The sequence below is a fragment of the Kitasatospora sp. NPDC091207 genome (assembly GCF_044768625.1).
GTDB lineage: Bacteria > Actinomycetota > Actinomycetes > Streptomycetales > Streptomycetaceae > Kitasatospora.
The window spans coordinates 406,910-423,936 of record NZ_JBIVVS010000004.1 but is presented as its reverse complement, the minus strand read 5'-3'; the positions used below and the strand labels follow the sequence as shown (position 1 = coordinate 423,936).

At 74.6% G+C, this 17,027-nt stretch carries 17 protein-coding genes; 10 read left to right on the top strand and 7 right to left on the bottom strand.

Going from position 1 to position 17,027, the window contains the following annotated elements; all coding sequences use genetic code 11:
- The first annotated feature begins 146 nt into the window (after window positions 1–146).
- Entirely contained in the window at window positions 147–1,019 is an 873-nt protein-coding gene (locus ACIQTO_RS11580) for an oxidoreductase (RefSeq protein WP_402386205.1), read from the top strand.
- A 70-nt stretch (window positions 1,020–1,089) separates the two neighbouring features.
- Here ACIQTO_RS11580 and ACIQTO_RS11575 read toward each other — a convergent pair whose 3' ends face one another.
- On the bottom strand, window positions 1,090–1,344 hold the full coding sequence (locus tag ACIQTO_RS11575; RefSeq protein ID WP_402386202.1) for a hypothetical protein: 255 nt from the start codon (window positions 1,342–1,344) through the stop codon (window positions 1,090–1,092).
- A 192-nt stretch (window positions 1,345–1,536) separates the two neighbouring features.
- Here ACIQTO_RS11575 and ACIQTO_RS11570 point away from each other — a divergent pair, with 192 nt between their 5' ends.
- Complete coding sequence (locus ACIQTO_RS11570; protein ID WP_402386200.1) at window positions 1,537–1,737, top strand: hypothetical protein; 201 nt, start codon at window positions 1,537–1,539, stop codon at window positions 1,735–1,737.
- 103 nt (window positions 1,738–1,840) lie between these two features.
- Here ACIQTO_RS11570 and ACIQTO_RS11565 read toward each other — a convergent pair whose 3' ends face one another.
- Window positions 1,841–2,701: a helix-turn-helix domain-containing protein gene (locus tag ACIQTO_RS11565; protein WP_402386197.1), complete on the bottom strand. Its 861-nt coding sequence runs from the start codon at window positions 2,699–2,701 to the stop codon at window positions 1,841–1,843.
- A 77-nt stretch (window positions 2,702–2,778) separates the two neighbouring features.
- On the opposite strand from ACIQTO_RS11565, the gene ACIQTO_RS11560 reads away from it, so the two are divergent.
- The 4 genes from ACIQTO_RS11560 (at window position 2,779) to ACIQTO_RS11545 (ending at window position 5,372) form a co-directional block, all read left to right on the top strand.
- A complete protein-coding gene (locus ACIQTO_RS11560; RefSeq protein ID WP_402386195.1) occupies window positions 2,779–3,207 on the top strand; it encodes a VOC family protein in 429 nt (142 codons plus the stop codon).
- A 162-nt stretch (window positions 3,208–3,369) separates the two neighbouring features.
- Window positions 3,370–3,855 (top strand): GreA/GreB family elongation factor, encoded by a 486-nt coding sequence (locus ACIQTO_RS11555; protein WP_402386192.1) that lies wholly within the window; start codon window positions 3,370–3,372, stop codon window positions 3,853–3,855.
- Between the two features lie 70 nt (window positions 3,856–3,925).
- Window positions 3,926–4,867 carry an NAD-dependent epimerase/dehydratase family protein gene (locus ACIQTO_RS11550; RefSeq protein ID WP_402386190.1) on the top strand — a complete coding sequence of 314 codons (942 nt, stop codon included), beginning with the start codon at window positions 3,926–3,928 and terminating at the stop codon, window positions 4,865–4,867.
- 142 nt (window positions 4,868–5,009) lie between these two features.
- Complete coding sequence (locus tag ACIQTO_RS11545; RefSeq protein ID WP_402386187.1) at window positions 5,010–5,372, top strand: hypothetical protein; 363 nt, start codon at window positions 5,010–5,012, stop codon at window positions 5,370–5,372.
- Window positions 5,373–5,440: 68 nt separating this feature from the next.
- On the opposite strand, the gene ACIQTO_RS11540 is transcribed toward ACIQTO_RS11545, so the two are convergent.
- The 4 genes from ACIQTO_RS11540 to ACIQTO_RS11525 all read right to left on the bottom strand — a co-directional run bounded on the left by ACIQTO_RS11540 (window position 5,441) and on the right by ACIQTO_RS11525 (window position 9,194).
- Complete coding sequence (locus ACIQTO_RS11540; RefSeq protein ID WP_402386184.1) at window positions 5,441–5,614, bottom strand: CsbD family protein; 174 nt, start codon at window positions 5,612–5,614, stop codon at window positions 5,441–5,443.
- 122 nt (window positions 5,615–5,736) lie between these two features.
- Complete coding sequence (locus ACIQTO_RS11535; RefSeq protein ID WP_402386181.1) at window positions 5,737–6,750, bottom strand: hypothetical protein; 1,014 nt, start codon at window positions 6,748–6,750, stop codon at window positions 5,737–5,739.
- Window positions 6,750–8,876, bottom strand: coding sequence for a hypothetical protein (locus ACIQTO_RS11530; RefSeq protein ID WP_402386178.1), 2,127 nt, complete (start codon window positions 8,874–8,876; stop codon window positions 6,750–6,752). The genes ACIQTO_RS11535 and ACIQTO_RS11530 overlap by 1 nt, the downstream gene beginning before the upstream one ends.
- A gap of 3 nt (window positions 8,877–8,879) precedes the next feature.
- Window positions 8,880–9,194, bottom strand: a complete 315-nt coding sequence (locus ACIQTO_RS11525; RefSeq protein ID WP_402386175.1) for a hypothetical protein — start codon at window positions 9,192–9,194, stop codon at window positions 8,880–8,882.
- Window positions 9,195–9,722: 528 nt separating this feature from the next.
- Here ACIQTO_RS11525 and ACIQTO_RS11520 point away from each other — a divergent pair.
- The 4 genes from ACIQTO_RS11520 (at window position 9,723) to ACIQTO_RS11505 (ending at window position 14,998) form a co-directional block, all read left to right on the top strand.
- Complete coding sequence (locus tag ACIQTO_RS11520) at window positions 9,723–10,559, top strand: SDR family oxidoreductase (RefSeq protein ID WP_402386173.1); 837 nt, start codon at window positions 9,723–9,725, stop codon at window positions 10,557–10,559.
- Between the two features lie 183 nt (window positions 10,560–10,742).
- The gene (locus tag ACIQTO_RS11515) at window positions 10,743–12,140 is read left to right on the top strand and encodes a cytochrome ubiquinol oxidase subunit I (protein WP_402386292.1); all 1,398 of its coding nucleotides are present in this window, start codon (window positions 10,743–10,745) and stop codon (window positions 12,138–12,140) included.
- The gene (locus ACIQTO_RS11510) at window positions 12,137–13,156 is read left to right on the top strand and encodes a cytochrome d ubiquinol oxidase subunit II (protein WP_402386170.1); all 1,020 of its coding nucleotides are present in this window, start codon (window positions 12,137–12,139) and stop codon (window positions 13,154–13,156) included. Before ACIQTO_RS11515 ends, ACIQTO_RS11510 begins: the two co-directional genes overlap by 4 nt.
- Window positions 13,157–13,231: 75 nt before the next feature.
- The gene (locus tag ACIQTO_RS11505) at window positions 13,232–14,998 is read left to right on the top strand and encodes a cation:proton antiporter (RefSeq protein ID WP_402386167.1); all 1,767 of its coding nucleotides are present in this window, start codon (window positions 13,232–13,234) and stop codon (window positions 14,996–14,998) included.
- Window positions 14,999–15,045: 47 nt separating this feature from the next.
- On the opposite strand, the gene ACIQTO_RS11500 is transcribed toward ACIQTO_RS11505, so the two are convergent.
- On the bottom strand, window positions 15,046–16,875 hold the full coding sequence (locus ACIQTO_RS11500) for a glycoside hydrolase family 15 protein (protein WP_402386165.1): 1,830 nt from the start codon (window positions 16,873–16,875) through the stop codon (window positions 15,046–15,048).
- Window positions 16,876–17,027 lie beyond the last annotated feature (152 nt).

Genomic DNA, 17,027 nt, shown 5'->3' with positions numbered 1-17,027 from the left:
GCGGACAGGACGGCCTCGGCGACGCGAACCTCACCAGGGCCAGGTCGGTGGCCGAGAACGCCAGTTCCGCGGGCACGCGGCCTCCTCGGGATTCGGACATCCCCTCATCATTGGCGGCCAGCCTACGGCCCGGTGATCATCCGGACATGACCTCAGAGACGACCGCCGCGGCCGCGGCGGGCAGTTGGACGATCGGTGACCGGGCACTCACCCGGATCGGCTACGGCGCGATGCAGCTGGCGGGCCCCAAGGTGTGGGGGCCGCCCCGGGACCGGGACGCCGCCCTCGCCGTGCTGCGCGCCGCCGTCGCGGCCGGGATCACGCACATCGACACCGGCGACTACTACGGCCCGCACGTGGTCAACGACCTCGTCCGCGAGGCCCTGCACCCGTACCCGGACCAGCTGTGCATCGCCACCAAGGTCGGTGCCCGCCGCACTCCCGACCGGGCCTGGCCCGCCGCCCTGTCGCGCGACGAACTGGTCCGCGCCGTCCACGACAACCTCCGGCGGCTGGACATCCCGGTGCTGCACCTGGTCAACCTGCGGATGACCGGCACCCGGGCCGCCGCCGACCTCGCCGAGCCGTTCGGCGCGCTCGCGGACCTGCGCGAGCAGGGCCTGATCCGGCACCTCGGGGTCAGCAACGTCAGCGCCGAGCAGGTCCGGGCCGCCCAGGGGATCGCCCCGGTGGCCTGTGTGCAGAACCACTACAACGTGGCCCTGCGCGAGGACGACGACCTCGTGGACCGGTGCGCCGAGCAGGGCATCGCCTACGTGCCGTACTACCCGCTGGGCGGCTTCCGCCCCTTGCAGCTCGATGCCCTGGAAGACGTCGCCCGCGCGTTGGACGTCACCGCCCGCCAGGTCGCGCTGGCCTGGTTGCTGCGGCGCTCCCCGGCCATCCTGCTCATCCCCGGGACCTCCTCGGTCGCGCATCTGCGCGAGAACATCGCGGCGGCCTCCGTCGAGCTGCCCGACCGGGCGCTGCGCAGCCTGGACGCGGTCGCCGGGCGCTGAGCCGCCGGCGCCGCCCCACGGGTCGCCCCCCGGCACCCCGGCGCGGGGCCGGGGCGCCGGCGGGCAGCCCTCACCGGGCGGGCGCGACGTCCGCCAGTGCGGCGAGCAGGCGGGCGTGGACGGCGGCGGCGACCTCGCGGGTGACCGGGTCCGGGTCCTCCAGGCGTTCGGCGATCAGCTCGGCGGCGGCCGCGACGACCGGCACCGGCAACGAGGCCTCGCGCAGGTGCAGCAGCTGGGCGGCGGCCCGTTCGCTGGCGGTGGTGGCCCGGGACTGCGGGATCAGGGAGGTGAGGCCGCGGGGTTGCGGGTGTGCGCTGCTCATTGCGCCATTGTCGGGCTTCCGGCCCGGTCCCGGCGCCACCCCGCCGCCGGCCGGTCCCGCCGCGCGCCGCCGACCGGGCCGGCCACGCGGCGGATTCCACCATCCGGCCCTGTCCACCCCCTGCCGTCGCCCGTTTTCGCGGTCCGGGCGCCAGGATGGAGGGATGGAGTGCTGGACGACCTAGGAGACGGTATGAACGACCGACCCGATTCGATTCAGTGGCCCGGCGCGGTCACGCCGGACGCCCTGCTGCACACCGGCTCCGGCGGTGAGGTCACGCCCGAGGACCTGGTACTGGCCTCCGGGCGCGACATCACCCCGGAGACCCTCGCCTGGGCGGAACGCAAGCTGGCGGAGGAGGGCCCCGCGGCTCTCGAAAAGCTGCTTCCCTGAGCGTGCCGCTCCCGCGGACCGCCTCCGGGGCCGTCCGGACCGGCGCCACCGCGGCGCCGGTCCGGACGGCCCCTCCCGCGTCCCGGGGCGGCGCGGCCGTCCGTCAGGGTGCCAGGGCCACCGCGAGCAGGGCGGCCCCGGGGGAGTCGGCCGGGTGCTGGGTGAGCAGCAGCACCCCGGCCCCGGCCGCCGGCCGCAGCAGCGAGAAGGTCAGCCGCAGCACCCGCGCCGGCTCCCGGGCGTCCACCACCTCGACCGTCGCCGGCCGGAAGTCCGCGACCGCGCGGCACTGCCACCAGTGCGCGGCGTCCGGCCGCAGCACGTGCAGCCGGCGCACGATCTCCGCGGACCTGGCGTCGTCCGGGACGTGGGCGGTGGCGGCGCGGAACTGCTCGTAGAGACCGCGCAGCAGGGCCTGCCCGCCGGGGGCGCTCCCGTCGGCGGGACCGGTGGTGATCCGGTGCCGTCCGGACGGCCCGGCGGCGAGCTGCAGCAGCAGATTGCGGTCCTCGGGCGGCGTGTCCTCCGGGGAGCCCCACAGCCGCCGGTGGGCCGCGTTGGCGGCGAGGACGTCGAAGCGCTCGTCCAGCACCAGCGCGGGGGTGCCGTGCCAGCTGTCGACGAGCGCCAGCGTGTCCGGGCCGGGCACGGCCGGTGCCCACTGCCCGGCGCGGGGCGGCGGGGGCAGGAACCCGGCCAGCGCCAGGGCGTGCCGGTGGGCGACCGGATCCATCCGCAGAGCCCGGCAGACGGCGTCGACGACCTGCCGCGAGGTGCTCACCCGGCCCTGCTCCAGCCAGGTGTACCAGGCCACGCTGACCCCGGCCAGGGTGGCGACCTCCTCGCGGCGCAGCCCGGGGGCGCGGCGTCGGCCGCCGGCGCCGAGACCGACGTCCTGCGGGGCGATCAGCGCCCGTGCCGCGCGCAGGTGGGCTCCGAGCTCTCGGCGTAGCGACTCGTCCATGCGCTGATCCTATGAGTGCGACTCACCCCATCAACGGTGGACTGCCACCGCGGCCCGGGGCGCGCGACGCTGACGGCATGACAGCAGAGCAGCACGCGCCCCGGGTGTGGCGCCGGCACAACGACTCCTCCCACCTCCGCGAACCCCGCGTCCTGATCCGGGTCTTCCTGGAACCGGACGGCCTGGACACCGCCGTCGCGTTCTACGAGCGCCTGCAGACGGTGACGGCCGACGCCAGGTTCACGTTCGGCGCCCTGCGGCTGGCGACCGTCGGCGCGTTCCTGCTCATCGCCGGCGGTGAGAGGGAGTTGGCGCCGTTCCGGGCCACCACCGGAACGCTGCTGGTGGACGACGTCCGGCCCTACTACGAGCGGCTGCTCGCCGAGGGCGCGGAGATCGTCTTCCCGCTCCAGGAGGTGCCCACCGGTGCCGGTTTCAACGTCCGCCACCCCGACGGCACGGTGGTGGAGTACGTCCACCACCGTCCCACCGCCGCCGGCGACTGACCGGCCGGGCGGTCCGCCGGCTCGGGTGACGCGGGCCGCGACGGCGGGCCCCGGGGCGGGGGGCGGTTGCTGGCCGGGCGACCGTCCAGCGGGGATTGCTATGCTCGGAAATGCCCTCTTTGCGGCATGGAATTCTGTCCCGCCACCACCACGGGAGCAGGAATGACCGGCAGCCCCGAGCCCACCAGCCCCGAGCCCATCAGCCCCGAGGCCCGCCAGGCCCTCGACCAGGAGCTGGACCGGCTGCGGATCGAACGCGAGGCGGTCGCGGCGACCTTGAAGGGCGCCGGTTCCGACACCGCCGGCGACCTGGCCGACCAGGCGGACGAACTGCAGCGCGTCACCGAGGTCGCCCGCCTGGAGTCCCGGATCGCCGGGATCACCTCGCGACTGAGCGAGGCGGCCACGGCTCCCGCCGCCCCGCCCGATGTCGTCGGGGTGGGCAGCAGCGTGACGCTGCGGTTCGCCGACGGGACCCAGGAGACGGTCCAGATCGGCGAACTCGCCAATGAGTCGGAGGAGACCCTGGCGACCTTCGACAGTCCGCTGGGCCATGCCCTGCTCGGCCACCGCACGGGTGACTCGGTCACCTACGACACTCCCGCGGGGCCGACCACGGCGGTGGTGCTGGGCATCGGCGCACCCTGAGCGGTCCGGGCCGGACCGGGCCGCCGGTGGCGGACGGAGGGTCAACTCGGCATCGCGCTAGGGTGCGTGCGTGAGTCTTCATGTGGTTGTCGGATTCGGGCCCGCCGGGGCCGCCACCGCCCGGCTGCTGGCCGAGCGGGGGCACGCGGTGCGGGTGGTCACCAGGTCGGGCCGGAGCCCGGAGCCGGGCATCGAGCACGTCGCGGCGGACGCGGCGGACAGCGGGCGGCTGATCGAGCTGTCCAAGGGGGCGGCCGCGATCCACGGCTGCGCCGCGCCTCCCCTGCACCGCTGGGTGCGTGAGCTGCCGCCGCTGGCCTCCTCGGTCTGCGCGGCGGCCGAGGCGAGCGGGGCCGTCCTGGTCATGCTCGGCAACCTCTACGGCTACGGACCGGTGGAGGGGCCGGTGACCGAGAAGCTGCCGCTCGCGGCCACCGGGCCCAAGGGCCGGGTGCGCGCCGCCATCTGGGAGCAGGCGCGGGGCTGGCACGAGCAGGGCCGCATCAGGGCGGTCGAGGTCCGGGCCGCGGACTTCTTCGGGCCCGGTGTGACCGATCGCGGGCACCTGTCCGGCCGGGTCGTGCCGCGCGTGCTGCGCGGCAAGCCGGTCTCCGTGCTGGGGGACCCGGACGCCCCGCACAGCTGGACCTACCTCCCCGACGTGGCGCGGGCACTGGTCGAGGTCGCGGGCGAGGAGCGGGCCTGGGGCCGCGCCTGGCACGTGCCGACGGCGCCCGCGCTGTCCGGGCACGCGATGGTCGACCGCCTCGCCGACCGGGCCGGCACGGCGCCGGTCGCGGTGCGCGGGCTCTCGCCGGCGGTCCTGGGGGTCGCCTCGCTCTTCTCCCCGCTGATCCGCGAACTGAAGGAGACCCGCTACCAGTTCGACCGTCCGTTCGTGATGGATTCGAGCGACTACGAGGCCGAGTTCGCGGTGCGGGCCACCCCCGTCGGCGAGCAGGTCGGGGCGACGGTGGACTGGTGGCGCGAGCGGGTGGCCGCCGGGGGCTGACGGCCCGCCGGGCCGGACGGGCCGGTTCGCGCATCCCCGGGGGCGACGCGGCCGCCCCGCCGGCCCGTTCGCCGGCCGACCGTGCCGGGTGGGCGGGACCGCTCGGCGGGCGACGGCGGACCGGCGGACGTAGGTTGCGGGCATGACCAGTGACGAGACGACGATCCCCGCCGTGGGGGCGCGGGGGCTGGACGCGGTGTTCGAGGCGATCGAGGCGGCCAACCGGTCGCCGCAACCGTGGACCGGCTTCGAACACGGTGTGCTCGGTGCCTACCGGTGGGCCGCCGGCACCCAGCCGGGTGCTCCGGTGACCGCCGCCGCCCCGCTCGGGGCCTCCGGCGGACCCTGCCGGGCCCAGTTGCTCGCCGAATGCCAGGCCGCGGCCGTCCGGGTGAGCGAGGCACGGCGGGACGACGTCGACGCCGCCTACGCCCTCGGTGCCTACCAGGCGCTCGCCTGGCTCTGCGGCCACGACGAGGACCGCCCCTGCGCCCGGCCGGAGTAGCCCTCCCGGGCCCGCGACAGGACGGCCGCGCCCGCCCTGTCGCGGGCACCGCCGGTCCTCGGGACGGTTCAGTGCTTGAAGACGTCCTTGATCTTCTCTCCCGCCTGCTTGGCGTCGCCGCTCACCTGGTCGGCCTTGCCCTCCGCGGTCAGCCGCTCGTTGCCGACCGCCTTGCCGGCCGCCTCCTCGGCCTTGCCCTTCGCCTTCTGCGCGATGTTCTTGGCCTTGTCCTCGCCGCTCATGGTGATCTCCTCCGTGACGTTCGTCGCCGCCCGGTTCGGGGCGGGCCTGTGTCGCGTCTGCCCCGGTTCGGGGCTTCCATGCGTCGGGTGCCCCCGCGGTCGGCGCGCCGCCCGGACCGGGATCAGGAGGCGTCCTGCTCCAGCAGCCCGGCCGTGGCGGCCCGTTCGCGATCGGTGGACGCGCGGGCCCGGTCCTGGAGGGCGGGCAGGCCGATCCCGCCCTTGTCCTGGTGGGTCGCGTCGGCCCAGAGCGCCAGCAGCCCGGCGGCCTGGTCGTTCAGGCCGGCGAACCGTTCCCGCGCCGTGGGAGCGGGCCCGGCGAGCCGGAGCAGCCAGGTCCGGGTGAGGTACTCGGCGGGGGCGTCACCGTACGCCGGGGGCGTCGCCCCGGAGGGAGCCAGGCCCTGGAGCGCGGCCTCCTGCCAGGCGGTGCGCGCGCCGTCGCCGCGGTCGCGCAGGATCTCCTCGGCGATGCCGTCGAAGACCCCGGCGGGTGCGGCCGCGCGGGCCAGCGGGTCCTCGACCGCCGCCCCGGAAGGAGGGGCTGGGGCGGTCGGGACGGCGGCCAGGCCGGCCGCGCCCTGCCGCAGGTCGGCGCCGCGCAGGGCCGCGTAGGCCGCCGGGCTCTCGCCGACGCCGCGCAGGACGCCGATCAGCCGGTCCTTCGGGACGGCGAAGTGCACGCCCCGCCCGTCCTGCCAGGCGTCGGCGTCCGGGCCGTCGTGCGCCATGGCGGCGTCGCTGATGCCGGTGAGCACCGGGTGGGTGTCGGCGGCGTAGTCGGCGAGCGCCTGGGCGAGCGGGCCGCGCACGGCCGGGTGGACGTGGTGGCCGGGGGCGTCGGCGACGGCCAGGACGACCGCGCGCATCGCGCGGGCCTGGGCCAGGGTGTGGGAGCCGGGCTGCTCCCCGGTGGTGGCCCGGCGGAGCCCCTCGGCGAGTTCGCCGCACGGCAGCCCGGACCGCCAGGAGTCGCCGAGGACGGTCCGGACGCGGCTGTCCGTGCGCAGACCGGCGCAGTCCCGGTCGGGGTCGTCGCGCCCCAGCGTCCACCACAGCCCGGTGCCGACGGCGGCCGCCACCGCCAGGCCGGCGACGGCGGCCGTGGTGCGCCGGCCGCCGGGGAGGGCCGCCATCAGGCGTTGCCCCGGCCGAGGTAGCGGCCGGCGACGTCGTTGCTGCGGTTGCGGCTGTTGAGCATGTCGTCCTGCAGCGAGTTGACGGTGGGGCTGTCGGGGTCCATGCCGCGGTCCCTGGCCCAGATGCCGACCATGTCGGACATCTGCCGGTTGGCACCCAGGTAGGTGTCCGAGATCTTCGCGTTGGCCGCGGTGTTGTTCTGGTCCTTCTCCTCCAGGCTGACCGCGTACGTCCAGGTGTCGACCAGGCGCTGGGCGGCGTCGCCGAGCGGGGCGATCGGCGTGATCGGGGCGCCGATGGTGTGGTAGAGCACCTTGGCCTTCCAGTCGGCCTGGGCGTTCTTGTCGTCGCGCAGGTCCATCGCGGCGTCCGCGCGGATCGCGTCGAAGACCCCGAGCGCGGCGGCGCCCTTGCCCATCGGGTCCTTCATCTGGGCCTCGGTGGGGTTGGGGCCGATCGCCGCGAACTCCTGGTCGATCCGGCCCGTCTCGGCGCGGTGCAGGGTGCCGTAGGCGGCCGGGTCGTCGGAGAGGCCGCGCATGAACCGCACCAGGCTGTCCTGGCCGACGGCCATCCGGGTGGTGTCGCCGTCCTTCCACACCGAGTCGTGCCCGAGGTGGCCGTTGTAGGCGTCGTTGCGGCCGTTGAGCAGCTCGTGGGTGTCGCCGACGTAGTCGGCGAGGGCGTTGGCGAGCGGCCGGCGCAGGGTGTCCTTGACCGTGTCGCCGCCGTGGCCCTCGTCCATGGTGACGATGGTGTCGCGCATGACCCGGGCCTGGGCCTCGGTGTGCTTGCCGTCGTGGGCCGTGCCGGCCCGTTCGCCGGTGGAGGCCGCCTCGATCGCGGCGGCCAGTCCGCTCTGGGAGAGCGGGTCGGGCACCTTCATCACGCCGTAGCCGGTGAGGTAGCCCTCCGGCCAGTGCCGGTCCTTCAGCAGGTAGTGCAGCCGCTGGTTGGAGCCGTCCGCGCCCGGGTCGAGGTAGGAGGTGGCGGCCTCCGGCTGGCGGCCCATCACGCCGAGCACCTCGTCCAGCGGGTCGGCACCCAGCGACGTCCCGTCGTGCGAGGCCTTGTAACTCCACAGGTCGGGGTGCTTCTTCTCGCTCGCGGTGATGTCGTCGGCGAGGTCGGTGAGGAAGGGCGTGGAGTACGTCGCGTCGCCCTTGGTCATCAGGGTGCTGAGGATCTGGTACCCGTAGACCGGCTCGGTGTTGGAACCGAAGTTCCTGGTGCCGTTCTCCTGGAGCCCCGCGCGCCACTTCCGGTAGAACTCGGTGTTCGGGTCCTGGGTGGCGGAGGCGATCGCCCGGGTGAGCCCGGTCTGCAGGCCCGGGTAGGCGCCCTTCCTGCCGTCGTCCTTGCCGGGGTCGTTGAGCTTCTCCGCGAGCTTCAGAGTGCCGTCGGGGCCGAGCGCGTCCAGCAGCGTCCGGGAGAACTCGGGACTGTCCGCGTCGGCCTTCATCAGGTTCGCCAGCTGCGCCCGCTCGTCGCCGTTCAGGCTGTCGATCCGGGTGGCGAGGTCGGCGGCGCGCCTCGCGTCGGCCTGGTCGCCGCCGCCGATCGCCTGGCCGTTGAAGGAGTTGTCGGCGCTGCCGGCCTTCGAGGCGCCGCGCAGGGCCGCCGCGGCGCGCTGGTCGGCGTCGGTGGCCCGCTGGAGGCCGGCCTCGATGGCCTTGCTCCACTTGCCGGCGGCCTCCTGGTAGGCCCGCTGGGTGTCGGGGTCGTGGTGCAGGTCGTTGCGCGTGCCCGGGTCGAGCGTGCTGGGGTCGAGGACGGCGACACCGGTGCCGGTGACCTTGAACCCGGCCTGGACCGCGCCCGCCGCGGCCTCGCGGACCTGCTTCTGGGCGGCCTCGAAGTCCGCGCGCGCGTCGTCGAGCAGCGAGGCCATCGCCTTCGCCTCGACCTGGGCGGCCGTGATCTGGCCCTTGGTGGCCATGAGTTGGAAGTCGGCCAGCCCGGCCGTGCCACCCGTCCACAGCCCGTTGCGGGTCACCGAGAGCACATCGCGGTCGAAGGCGCCCTCCATGGCGTGGAAGCGGTCGGCCATGGCCCGCCACTGCGTCGCGGCGGTCGACAGGGTGGCGGGACCGGCGTTGAGGACGTCCTCGTATCCGAGCATGGGTCACTTCACCTTGAGCAGGTCGGCGATGGACTGGTTGGTGGTGTGGTAGTTGAGCGTGGTCTGCTCCATCGCGGCGCTGTTCCGGTGCAGCCGCGCCGTCAGCTGCTCCACCTGCTCGTGCCACTCGGCCAGCGCCGCGCGCAGTGCCGCCGCGCTCTCCCAGCCCTTGTGCGCCGTGGCCGCCGCGTTGGTCGACTCGTCCGCCAGGGCGCCGATGGTGGGGCTGTCCATCGCCATGCCGTTCAGGGCCGACTGCGCGCCCTTCATCGCCTGACCGTTCACGCTGAACTGACCGCTGCCCGTTGGTGTGCCCATCCTCGACCGCCCCCGTACGACTCGTCGCTCCGTGCGCCTGGCCGGGGAGCGCTTCCGCCGCCGCCAACTCCCGTGGCCCCCGGGGCCGCTGACCGTCACCGGACGTGTCGTCGCCCCACCTGGCGCGTTGTCGGCGCGATCGTACTCGACGGCGGGCCTCCGGTCCCGGGGGAGCGGGCTCCTCTCCGGGGCGCGGGCCGGGCTCCGGGCCGCGCCCGGTCGCCCGACGGACCGCCGGCCGGGTCGTTCGGGCAGGTCAGGAGGCCCGGGCCGCGAGCGCGGGACCCGGTCGTAAAGGTTTCGTCATGATTCCCGGTGGCGGGGGTGGGCGCCGGCCCCCCGGCCGGCCGGCCGGCTAGGCCGGGCATCGGAGCGTCCGGGCGGTCGGACCGGCGGGCCCGTTGCGCCCTCCGGGGAGTCCCGCTGCCCCGAATGGCCGACAGGGGCGAGCCGTCCGCCCGGCCGCCGGCCCGCGCCCACGAGTGTGGTCCCTCGGTGCCGGCTCGCGGCCAAGGACGGGAGACAGTCATGACAACGCCTGTGGATGGGGGCCGGCGGTCGGTGCCGCCGATCCTCCGGGGACAGAGGGCCCTGGTGACCGGGGCGAACTCCGGCATCGGCCGGGCGACCGCGATCGCCCTGGGCCGGGCCGGCGCCGACGTGGTGGTGAACTACGTCTTCGGCTCGGACGCGGCCGAGGAGGTGGTCGCGGAGATCAGGTCCTTCGGGGTGCGGGCCTACGCCCACGAGGCGGACGTCTCCCAGGAGGACCAGGTCGTCGCGATGGTCGCCCGGATGGTCGCGGAGTTCGGCACGATCGACGTCATGGTGGCCAACGCCGGGCTGCAACGGGACGCCGCCGTCACCGAGATGACCCTCGCCCAGTGGCAGAAGGTGCTGGACGTCAACCTCACCGGCCAGTTCCTGTGCGCCCGGGAGGCGGCGAAGGAGTTCATCCGCCGCGGCGTCGTCCCGGAGGTGTCCCGCTCGGCCGGGAAGATCGTCTGCATGAGCTCGGTCCACCAGATCATCCCCTGGGCGGGCCACGTGAACTACGCGTCCTCCAAGGGCGGTGTCCTGATGCTGATGCAGACCCTGGCACAGGAGCTCGCCCCCCGGGGGATCCGGGTGAACGCCGTCGCGCCCGGCGCGATCCGCACCCCGATCAACACGTCCGCCTGGGACACCCCCGAGGCCGAGGCGGACCTCCTGCGGCTGATCCCCTACCGCCGGGTCGGCGACCCGCAGGACATCGCCGACGCGGTGACCGTCCTGGCGTCCGACCTGATGGACTACGTCGTCGGCACCACCCTGTACGTCGACGGCGGGATGACCCTCTTCCCCGGCTTCGCCACCGGAGGCTGACCGCACCGTGGAAGACCGCACCGTGGACCACCGCGGGGCCGACCACCGGCCCGCGCGCCACCGCGTCCGCCGCGCCGGGCGGTGCGCCGGCCGGGCCGGGCGCTCGCCGCGGAGGCCCGCGTGAACACTGCCGCGCACCTGCTGGCGGACACCCCCGCGCAGCTGCTCCCGGCCCGGGAGCTGATGGCGTTCACCCTCGCCTCGCACATCACCCTGGTGCCGCTGGGCGTGGCGCTGCCGCTGATCACCCTGCTGATGCACTACCGGGGCCTGCGCCGCGCCGACCCGGTCGCCCTGCTGCTGGCCCGCCGGTGGTCCGCGGTGATGGCCGTCCAGTTCGCCGTCGGGATCGTCACCGGCACGGTGCTGTCCTTCGAGTTCGGGCTGCTCTGGCCCGGCCTGATGGGCCGCTGGGGGGACGTCTTCGGGCTCGGGTTCGGGGTGGAGGCCTGGGCCTTCTTCCTGGAGGCGATCCTGATCGCGATCTACCTGTACGGCTGGCGCCGGCTGAAGCCGTGGACGCACTTCTGGCTCGGCGTGCCGCTGCCGCTGGCGGCCCTGATAGGAGCGTTCGGCATCATCGCCGCCAACTCGTGGATGAACACCCCGCAGGGGTTCACGCTGGACGCGAGCGGCAAGCCGGTCGACGTCAGCGTCCAACAGGCGATCTTCACACCGATGTTCGGCCCGCAGTACTGGCACTTCGCCGTCGCGATGTTCCTCACGGCGGGCTATGTGGTGGCCGGCGTCTACGCGGTCGGCTGGCTGCGCGGAGGCCGTGACCGCTACCACCGTCTCGGCTTCACCGTGCCGTTCACCGTCGCGGCCGTCCTCACCCCCGTCCAGTTCGTGCTCGGCGACAACATCGCCCGGCAGGTCTTCCACAAGCAGCCGGTCAAGTTCGCCGCCGCCGAGCTGGTCTGGAACACCGACACCCATGTGCCCGAGTACCTGTTCGGCCGCCTCCAGGAAGACGGCAGCGTCAAGGGTGGCCTCAAGATCCCCCAACTCGACTCCGTCCTCGCCGGGTTGAGCCCCGACACCCAGGTCGCCGGGCTCAGCTCGGTACCGGCCGACGACCGCCCCACGGCGCTCCAGGCGACCATCGCGCACTGGGCCTTCGACATCATGGCCACCGTCGGCAGCGTCCTGATCCTGCTCGCCCTCTGGTACGCCTGGTGCTGGTGGCGGCGCCGTGACCTGCCGAGGTCCCGCTGGTTCTTCCGCTGCGCGGCCCTCGCCGGGGTCGCCAGCGTGGTGACGGTGGAATGCGGCTGGATCACCACCGAGGTCGGCCGGCAGCCCTGGATCGTCTACGGGAACATGCGGGTCGCCGAGGCGGTGACCCCCACCGGCGCCGCCTCGCTGTGGACCATGTTCGGCATCGTCGTCACGGTCTACGTCCTCGTCTTCGGGGCGTTCCTCGCCGTCGTCCTGAAGATGCGCACCCGGTGGCGCCTCGCCGACTCCGGCACCGGGGCGGCCGCGGCGGACCCGGAGACCGACACCCCCTACGGCCCGCGTCCGGAGCAGCCCGCCGGGGCGCCGGGCACCCGTCGGGCACCGGGAGGCGACCGGTGACCGCGACCGTCGTCGCCTGGATCCTGCTGGCCGCGATCGCCGCCTACGCCGGCGGCGGCGGCGTGGACTACGGCGCCGGATTCTGGGACCTGCTGGCCGGCGGCGCCGAGCGCGGCGCCCGCCCGCGCCGGCTGATCGACCACGCCATGGCACCCGTCTGGGAGGTCAACAACGTCTGGCTGGTCTTCGTGCTCGTGGTGATGTGGACCGGCTTCCCGGTGTTCTTCCAGACCGTGTTCACCGCCCTGTGGCTCCCGCTGGCGCTGGCCGTCGTCGGCATGGTCCTGCGCGGCGCCGGCTTCGCGCTGCGCAAGCCCACCCGGCGCCTCGCCGAGCGGCGGGTCTACGGCGCCGTCTTCGCCGTCGCCTCGCTGCTCACGCCGTTCTTCCTGGGCGCCGCCCTCGGCGGGGTGGCCTCCGGACGGGTCGCGCCCGGCACCACCGCCTCCGCCGACGCGTGGGCCAACACCACCTCGATCATGGCCGGACTGCTCGCCGTCGCGGCCACCGCCTTCCTGGGGGCGGTGTTCCTCACCGTGGACGCCCGCCGCTTCGGCGCCCACGACCTGGTCGGCTACTTCCGGCTCCGGGCCCGGATCGGCGCCGCCGCCCTGGTCGTCCTCGGCGTGACCGGGCTGACCGTGACCGACCCGCACGCCACCTACGTCCACCACGGGCTCACCCACGGCGCCGGGCTCGTCCTGGTGCTCCTCGCGGTGGCGGCGCTGGCGGCCACCACGTGGCTGGTCGCCGGCCCGGCCGCCGGGTGGGCCCGGTACACCTCGGTGGCCGTGGTGGTCCTGCTGGTCGCCGCCTGGGGCGCGGCCCAGCGGCCCTACCTGGTGCCCACCTCGCTGACCGTCCAGCAGGCCGCGGGGGCGACCGCGCCGCTGCGGTGGATGCTGATCGTCGCGGCCGTGTCACTCGTGCTGATCGGCCCGGCGCTGGTCGTGCTGTACCGCCTCGACACGCACGGCGTGCTGGAACCCCTGACCGACGAGGACGTCTCCCGCTGACCGGTCCGCCGTTCGGCCGGCCGCCGGCCGAACGGTGCGCCCGGCCGGCAGGACGGCACCCGAGGAGCGATCACGATGACTTCGACGCAGATCCTGCTGGGCCTCGCCCTGATCATGGCCCTGGCCGTCGGCTCCCAGCTGCTGGCGAGCCTGCTGCGGGTGCCGGCGATCCTCCTGCTGCTGCCGGCCGGGTTCACCGCGGGCGCGCTGACCGACGACGTCAACCCCGCGAAGCTGCTCGGCCCGGCGTTCTCCCCGCTGGTCTCGCTCGCCGTGGCGGTGATCCTCTACGACGCCGGGCTCGGACTGGACCTGCGCCGGCTCAAGGGCCACACCCGCAAGGTCGTCGTCCGGCTGATCTGGCTCGGGGCCCTGATCACCTGGGGGTCGGCGGCACTGCTCGCCGTCCCCGTCCTCGGCCTGCCGCTGAGCGCGGCCGTGATGCTCGGCGCCATCCTCGTGGTCAGCGGCCCGACCGTGGTGGGGCCGCTGCTCGGTTTCGTCCGGCCGGGCGAACGCCTGCAGCGCATCCTGGTCTGGGAGGGCACGCTGATCGACCCGATCGGCGGCATCCTCGGGGCGCTGGTCTTCCACGCCGTCCTCGCCGGCGAGCAGCACGGCCTGGCCGGTCAACTGGGCAAGTTCCTCGGCAGCACGGCGGTCGGCCTGGCCGGCGGCGCCGTCGGGGCGGCGGTGCTCCGGCTGCTGCTGCGCCGCCTCGCCCTCGGCGAGGTGCTCGGCACCACGGTGCAGCTGGCCGCGGTGGTCTCGGTCGCGGCGCTCTGCGACGCCTTCCGCGACGACACCGGCCTGATCGCCGCCGTCGTGATGGGCCTGGCCCTGGCCAACCTGCCCGGCCTGGACCTCTCGGCCCGCCGGCCCTTCTTCGAGACCCTGGTCTCGCTGACCATCGGCCTGCTGTTCATCACCATCTCGGCCACCGTGACCCCGCAGTCGCTGCGGCACGTCGCGCTGCCCGCCCTCGGCCTGGTCGCCGTCCTCGTCCTGGTGGTCCGGCCCCTGGTGGCGCTGCTCTCCACCGCCCGCACCGAGATCTCCTACCCCGAGCGCTGGTTCATCGGCTGGATGGCACCGCGCGGCATCGTCGCCGCGGCCACCGCCTCCACCTTCTCCGCCGCCCTGGTCGAGGCCGGCGTCGACGGCGCCCAGGACATCCTCCCGGCCACCTTCGTGGTGATCGTCGCCACCGTCATGGTCTACGGCCTGACCGCACTCCCGGTCGCCCGCCTCCTGGCCGTCCGCCGTTCGGCGCGCTCGCGGCCGCTGCTGGTCGGCGGCGAGCCCTGGGTGGTGGAGCTGGGCCGCGCCCTGCGCGAGGCCGGTCTCGACGTGCTCATGTGGGCGGGGCTGGACCGGCAGCGCCGGAGCATCGCGGACGCCGGCCTCGCACTGGCCCCCGGTGAACTGCTCGCCGCCGCCACCGGGGCCGGAGCCGAGCTGGAGGGCATCACCGACGTCCTGCTGCTCACCGAGGAGGACGACTTCAACGCGCTCGCGGCGGTGACCCTCAAGGAGACCGTGGAGGGGCCCGTCCACCGCCTGGAGCCGCCCACCCGCAGCCACGGCGTGGTCGCGCCGTACACGGACGGCGAGGCGCTGTTCGGCCCCGGCCTCAACCGGCCGGAGCTGGCCCGCCGGTTCGCGGGGGGTGCCCGGATCATCACCCACCGGGTCGACGGCGCGATCCCGGCCGGGCACGACGTGCTGTTCCTGGTACGGCCGGACGGGCGGCTCGCCGCCGTCACCGGGTCGGCCGCCCCGACGCCGGGCGGCGGCGACATCGCCGTCCTGCTGACGCCGCCGGCCGGGCCCGCGGCGTAGGCCCCGGCCAGTGGGACTCGTGGGTGGGCCGGGGCCTGCCCGCCGCGTCAGCCGCGCTGCCGGTCGAGTGCCTGGTCCAGGGTGTTGGCCGCCATGATGAGCGACAGGTGCGTGAACGCCTGCGGGAAGTTGCCGAGTTGCTCGCCGCTCGGCCCGACCTCCTCGGCGAACAGGCCGACGTGGTTGGCGTAGGTGTGCATCTTCTCGAAGGTGTACCGGGCGGGCCGCAGCCGGTTGGCCCGGGCCAGCGCGTCCACGTAGAGGAAGGTGCAGAGGCTGAAGGTGCCCTCCGAGCCGCGCAGGCCGTCGGGGGAGGCGGCCGGGTCGTAGCGGTAGACCAGACTGTCGGACACCAGGGTGCGGTCCATCGCGTCCAGGGTGGTGAGCCAGGACGGGTCCCGGGGGGCCACGAACCCGACGCGGGGCATCAGCAGCAGCGAGGCGTCCAGGACGGAGTCCCCGCCGTAGTGCTGGACGTAGGCCTGCAGCTCCTCGTTCCACCCGTGCTCCATGACCTGCTCCAGGATGGCGTCGCGGGTCCTCGTCCAGCTCTCGGTGTGGGCCGGGCGGCGGAAGTCGGAGGCCAGCCGCAGACCGCGGTCGAAGGCGGCCCAGCACATCACCCGGCTGTAGGTGAAGTCCTGACGGCCGCCGCGGGTCTCCCAGATGCCCTCGTCGGGCCGGTCCCACGAGTCCGCCAGCCAGTCCAGCATCCGGGACAGCATCTTCCAGCCCCGGTAGCCGGCCTGGACGGCGATCTCGCGGCCCTCCGAGAGCGCGTACATCGCCTCGCCGTAGATGTCGAGCTGCAGTTGGTCGGAGGCCGCGTTGCCCAGCCGTACCGGCGCGGAGCCGCGGTAGCCCTCCAGATGACCGAGGATCTCCTCGGTCAGGATCGGCTCGCCGTCCACCCGGTACATGATCTGGAGCGGTTCGCGGTTCCGCGCGGCCCGTTCGGGCGCCTCGCGCACGCGGTCGCCGAGCCAGTGCATGAAGGCCGTGGCCTCCTCGGCGAAGCCGAGGTCGAGCAGCGCCCGCACGGAGAGCGAACCGTCCCGCACCCAGGTGTAGCGGTAGTCCCAGTTGCGTTCGCCGCCGACCTGCTCGGGCAGCCCCATGGTGGCCGCGGCCACCGGGGCTCCGGTGGGGGCGTACGTCAGCAGCTTGAGGGTGATCGCGGAGCGGTTGACCATGTCGGGCCAGCGGCCCCGGTAGTTGGAGCCGTGCACCCAGTGCTGCCAGAACTCGGCGGAGTCCCAGAGGTCCCGGGTGATCCCGTCGACGGTGGGCGGCGGTGGCGCTTCACCGCCGGGGTCGCAGACGGTGAGGACGACGGCCGCCGCCTCGCCGACGCGCAGCGTCACGGAGCCCCGCAGGTCGTCGCCGTCCCGCTCCACGGGGAAGGTGCTCCGGACGTAGGCGCAGACGCCCGGGGCCCGGAAGACGGCGAGATCGGGCCGCAGGTCGAGGTCGTGGTCGGCCCGGCCGTAGTCGAACCGAGGGCGGCACTCCATGTCGAAGCGGACGGTGCCCCGCACGGTCCGCACCGTCCGGACGAGGGTGTGCCGGTCGGTCGGGGTCCCGCCGGTGTTCGGTGGCATCCAGTCGATCAGCTCGCCCACCCCGTCGGGCGACATGAACCGGGTCACGAGGAGCGCGGTGTCCGGGTAGTACAGCTGTTTGCAGGCCACGTCGGGGTCGTTCGGCGCGAGCCGGAAGTAGCCGCCGCGGTCGTGGTCCAGCAGGGCGGCGAAGATGCTGGGGGAGTCGAAGCGCGGTGCGGCGAACCAGTCCACGACGCCCCGCGAGGTCACCAGTGCGGCGGTCTGCAGGTCGCCGATGAGGCCGTGCTCGGCGATGGGAGGGTAGCGATCCATGGGAGTCCCCAGGTCGGAATGGTCCTTCGCCCCCACTATCGACCCGGGGCGCCGGATTCGCCCGTTCGGGCGGCGGAGGCGGCGCCCCGGCGGCCCGAGCGCCGCTGCGGAGCGTTGCCGCCGAGGAGCGCTCCGGATGAGGGATCCTGCCA

Excerpts from the sequence above, each read along its gene's own strand:
- ACIQTO_RS11580 (WP_402386205.1), top strand. The coding sequence starts at position 147 with ATGACCTCAGAGACGACCGCCGCGGCCGCGGCGGGCAGTTGGACGATC.
- ACIQTO_RS11575 (WP_402386202.1), bottom strand. The coding sequence starts at position 1,344 with ATGAGCAGCGCACACCCGCAACCCCGCGGCCTCACCTCCCTGATCCCG.
- ACIQTO_RS11570 (WP_402386200.1), top strand. The coding sequence starts at position 1,537 with ATGAACGACCGACCCGATTCGATTCAGTGGCCCGGCGCGGTCACGCCG.
- ACIQTO_RS11565 (WP_402386197.1), bottom strand. The coding sequence starts at position 2,701 with ATGGACGAGTCGCTACGCCGAGAGCTCGGAGCCCACCTGCGCGCGGCA.
- ACIQTO_RS11560 (WP_402386195.1), top strand. The coding sequence starts at position 2,779 with ATGACAGCAGAGCAGCACGCGCCCCGGGTGTGGCGCCGGCACAACGAC.
- ACIQTO_RS11555 (WP_402386192.1), top strand. The coding sequence starts at position 3,370 with ATGACCGGCAGCCCCGAGCCCACCAGCCCCGAGCCCATCAGCCCCGAG.
- ACIQTO_RS11545 (WP_402386187.1), top strand. The coding sequence starts at position 5,010 with ATGACCAGTGACGAGACGACGATCCCCGCCGTGGGGGCGCGGGGGCTG.
- ACIQTO_RS11540 (WP_402386184.1), bottom strand. The coding sequence starts at position 5,614 with ATGAGCGGCGAGGACAAGGCCAAGAACATCGCGCAGAAGGCGAAGGGC.
- ACIQTO_RS11535 (WP_402386181.1), bottom strand. The coding sequence starts at position 6,750 with ATGGCGGCCCTCCCCGGCGGCCGGCGCACCACGGCCGCCGTCGCCGGC.
- ACIQTO_RS11530 (WP_402386178.1), bottom strand. The coding sequence starts at position 8,876 with ATGCTCGGATACGAGGACGTCCTCAACGCCGGTCCCGCCACCCTGTCG.
- ACIQTO_RS11525 (WP_402386175.1), bottom strand. The coding sequence starts at position 9,194 with ATGGGCACACCAACGGGCAGCGGTCAGTTCAGCGTGAACGGTCAGGCG.
- ACIQTO_RS11520 (WP_402386173.1), top strand. The coding sequence starts at position 9,723 with ATGACAACGCCTGTGGATGGGGGCCGGCGGTCGGTGCCGCCGATCCTC.
- ACIQTO_RS11515 (WP_402386292.1), top strand. The coding sequence starts at position 10,743 with ATGGCGTTCACCCTCGCCTCGCACATCACCCTGGTGCCGCTGGGCGTG.
- ACIQTO_RS11505 (WP_402386167.1), top strand. The coding sequence starts at position 13,232 with ATGACTTCGACGCAGATCCTGCTGGGCCTCGCCCTGATCATGGCCCTG.
- ACIQTO_RS11500 (WP_402386165.1), bottom strand. The coding sequence starts at position 16,875 with ATGGATCGCTACCCTCCCATCGCCGAGCACGGCCTCATCGGCGACCTG.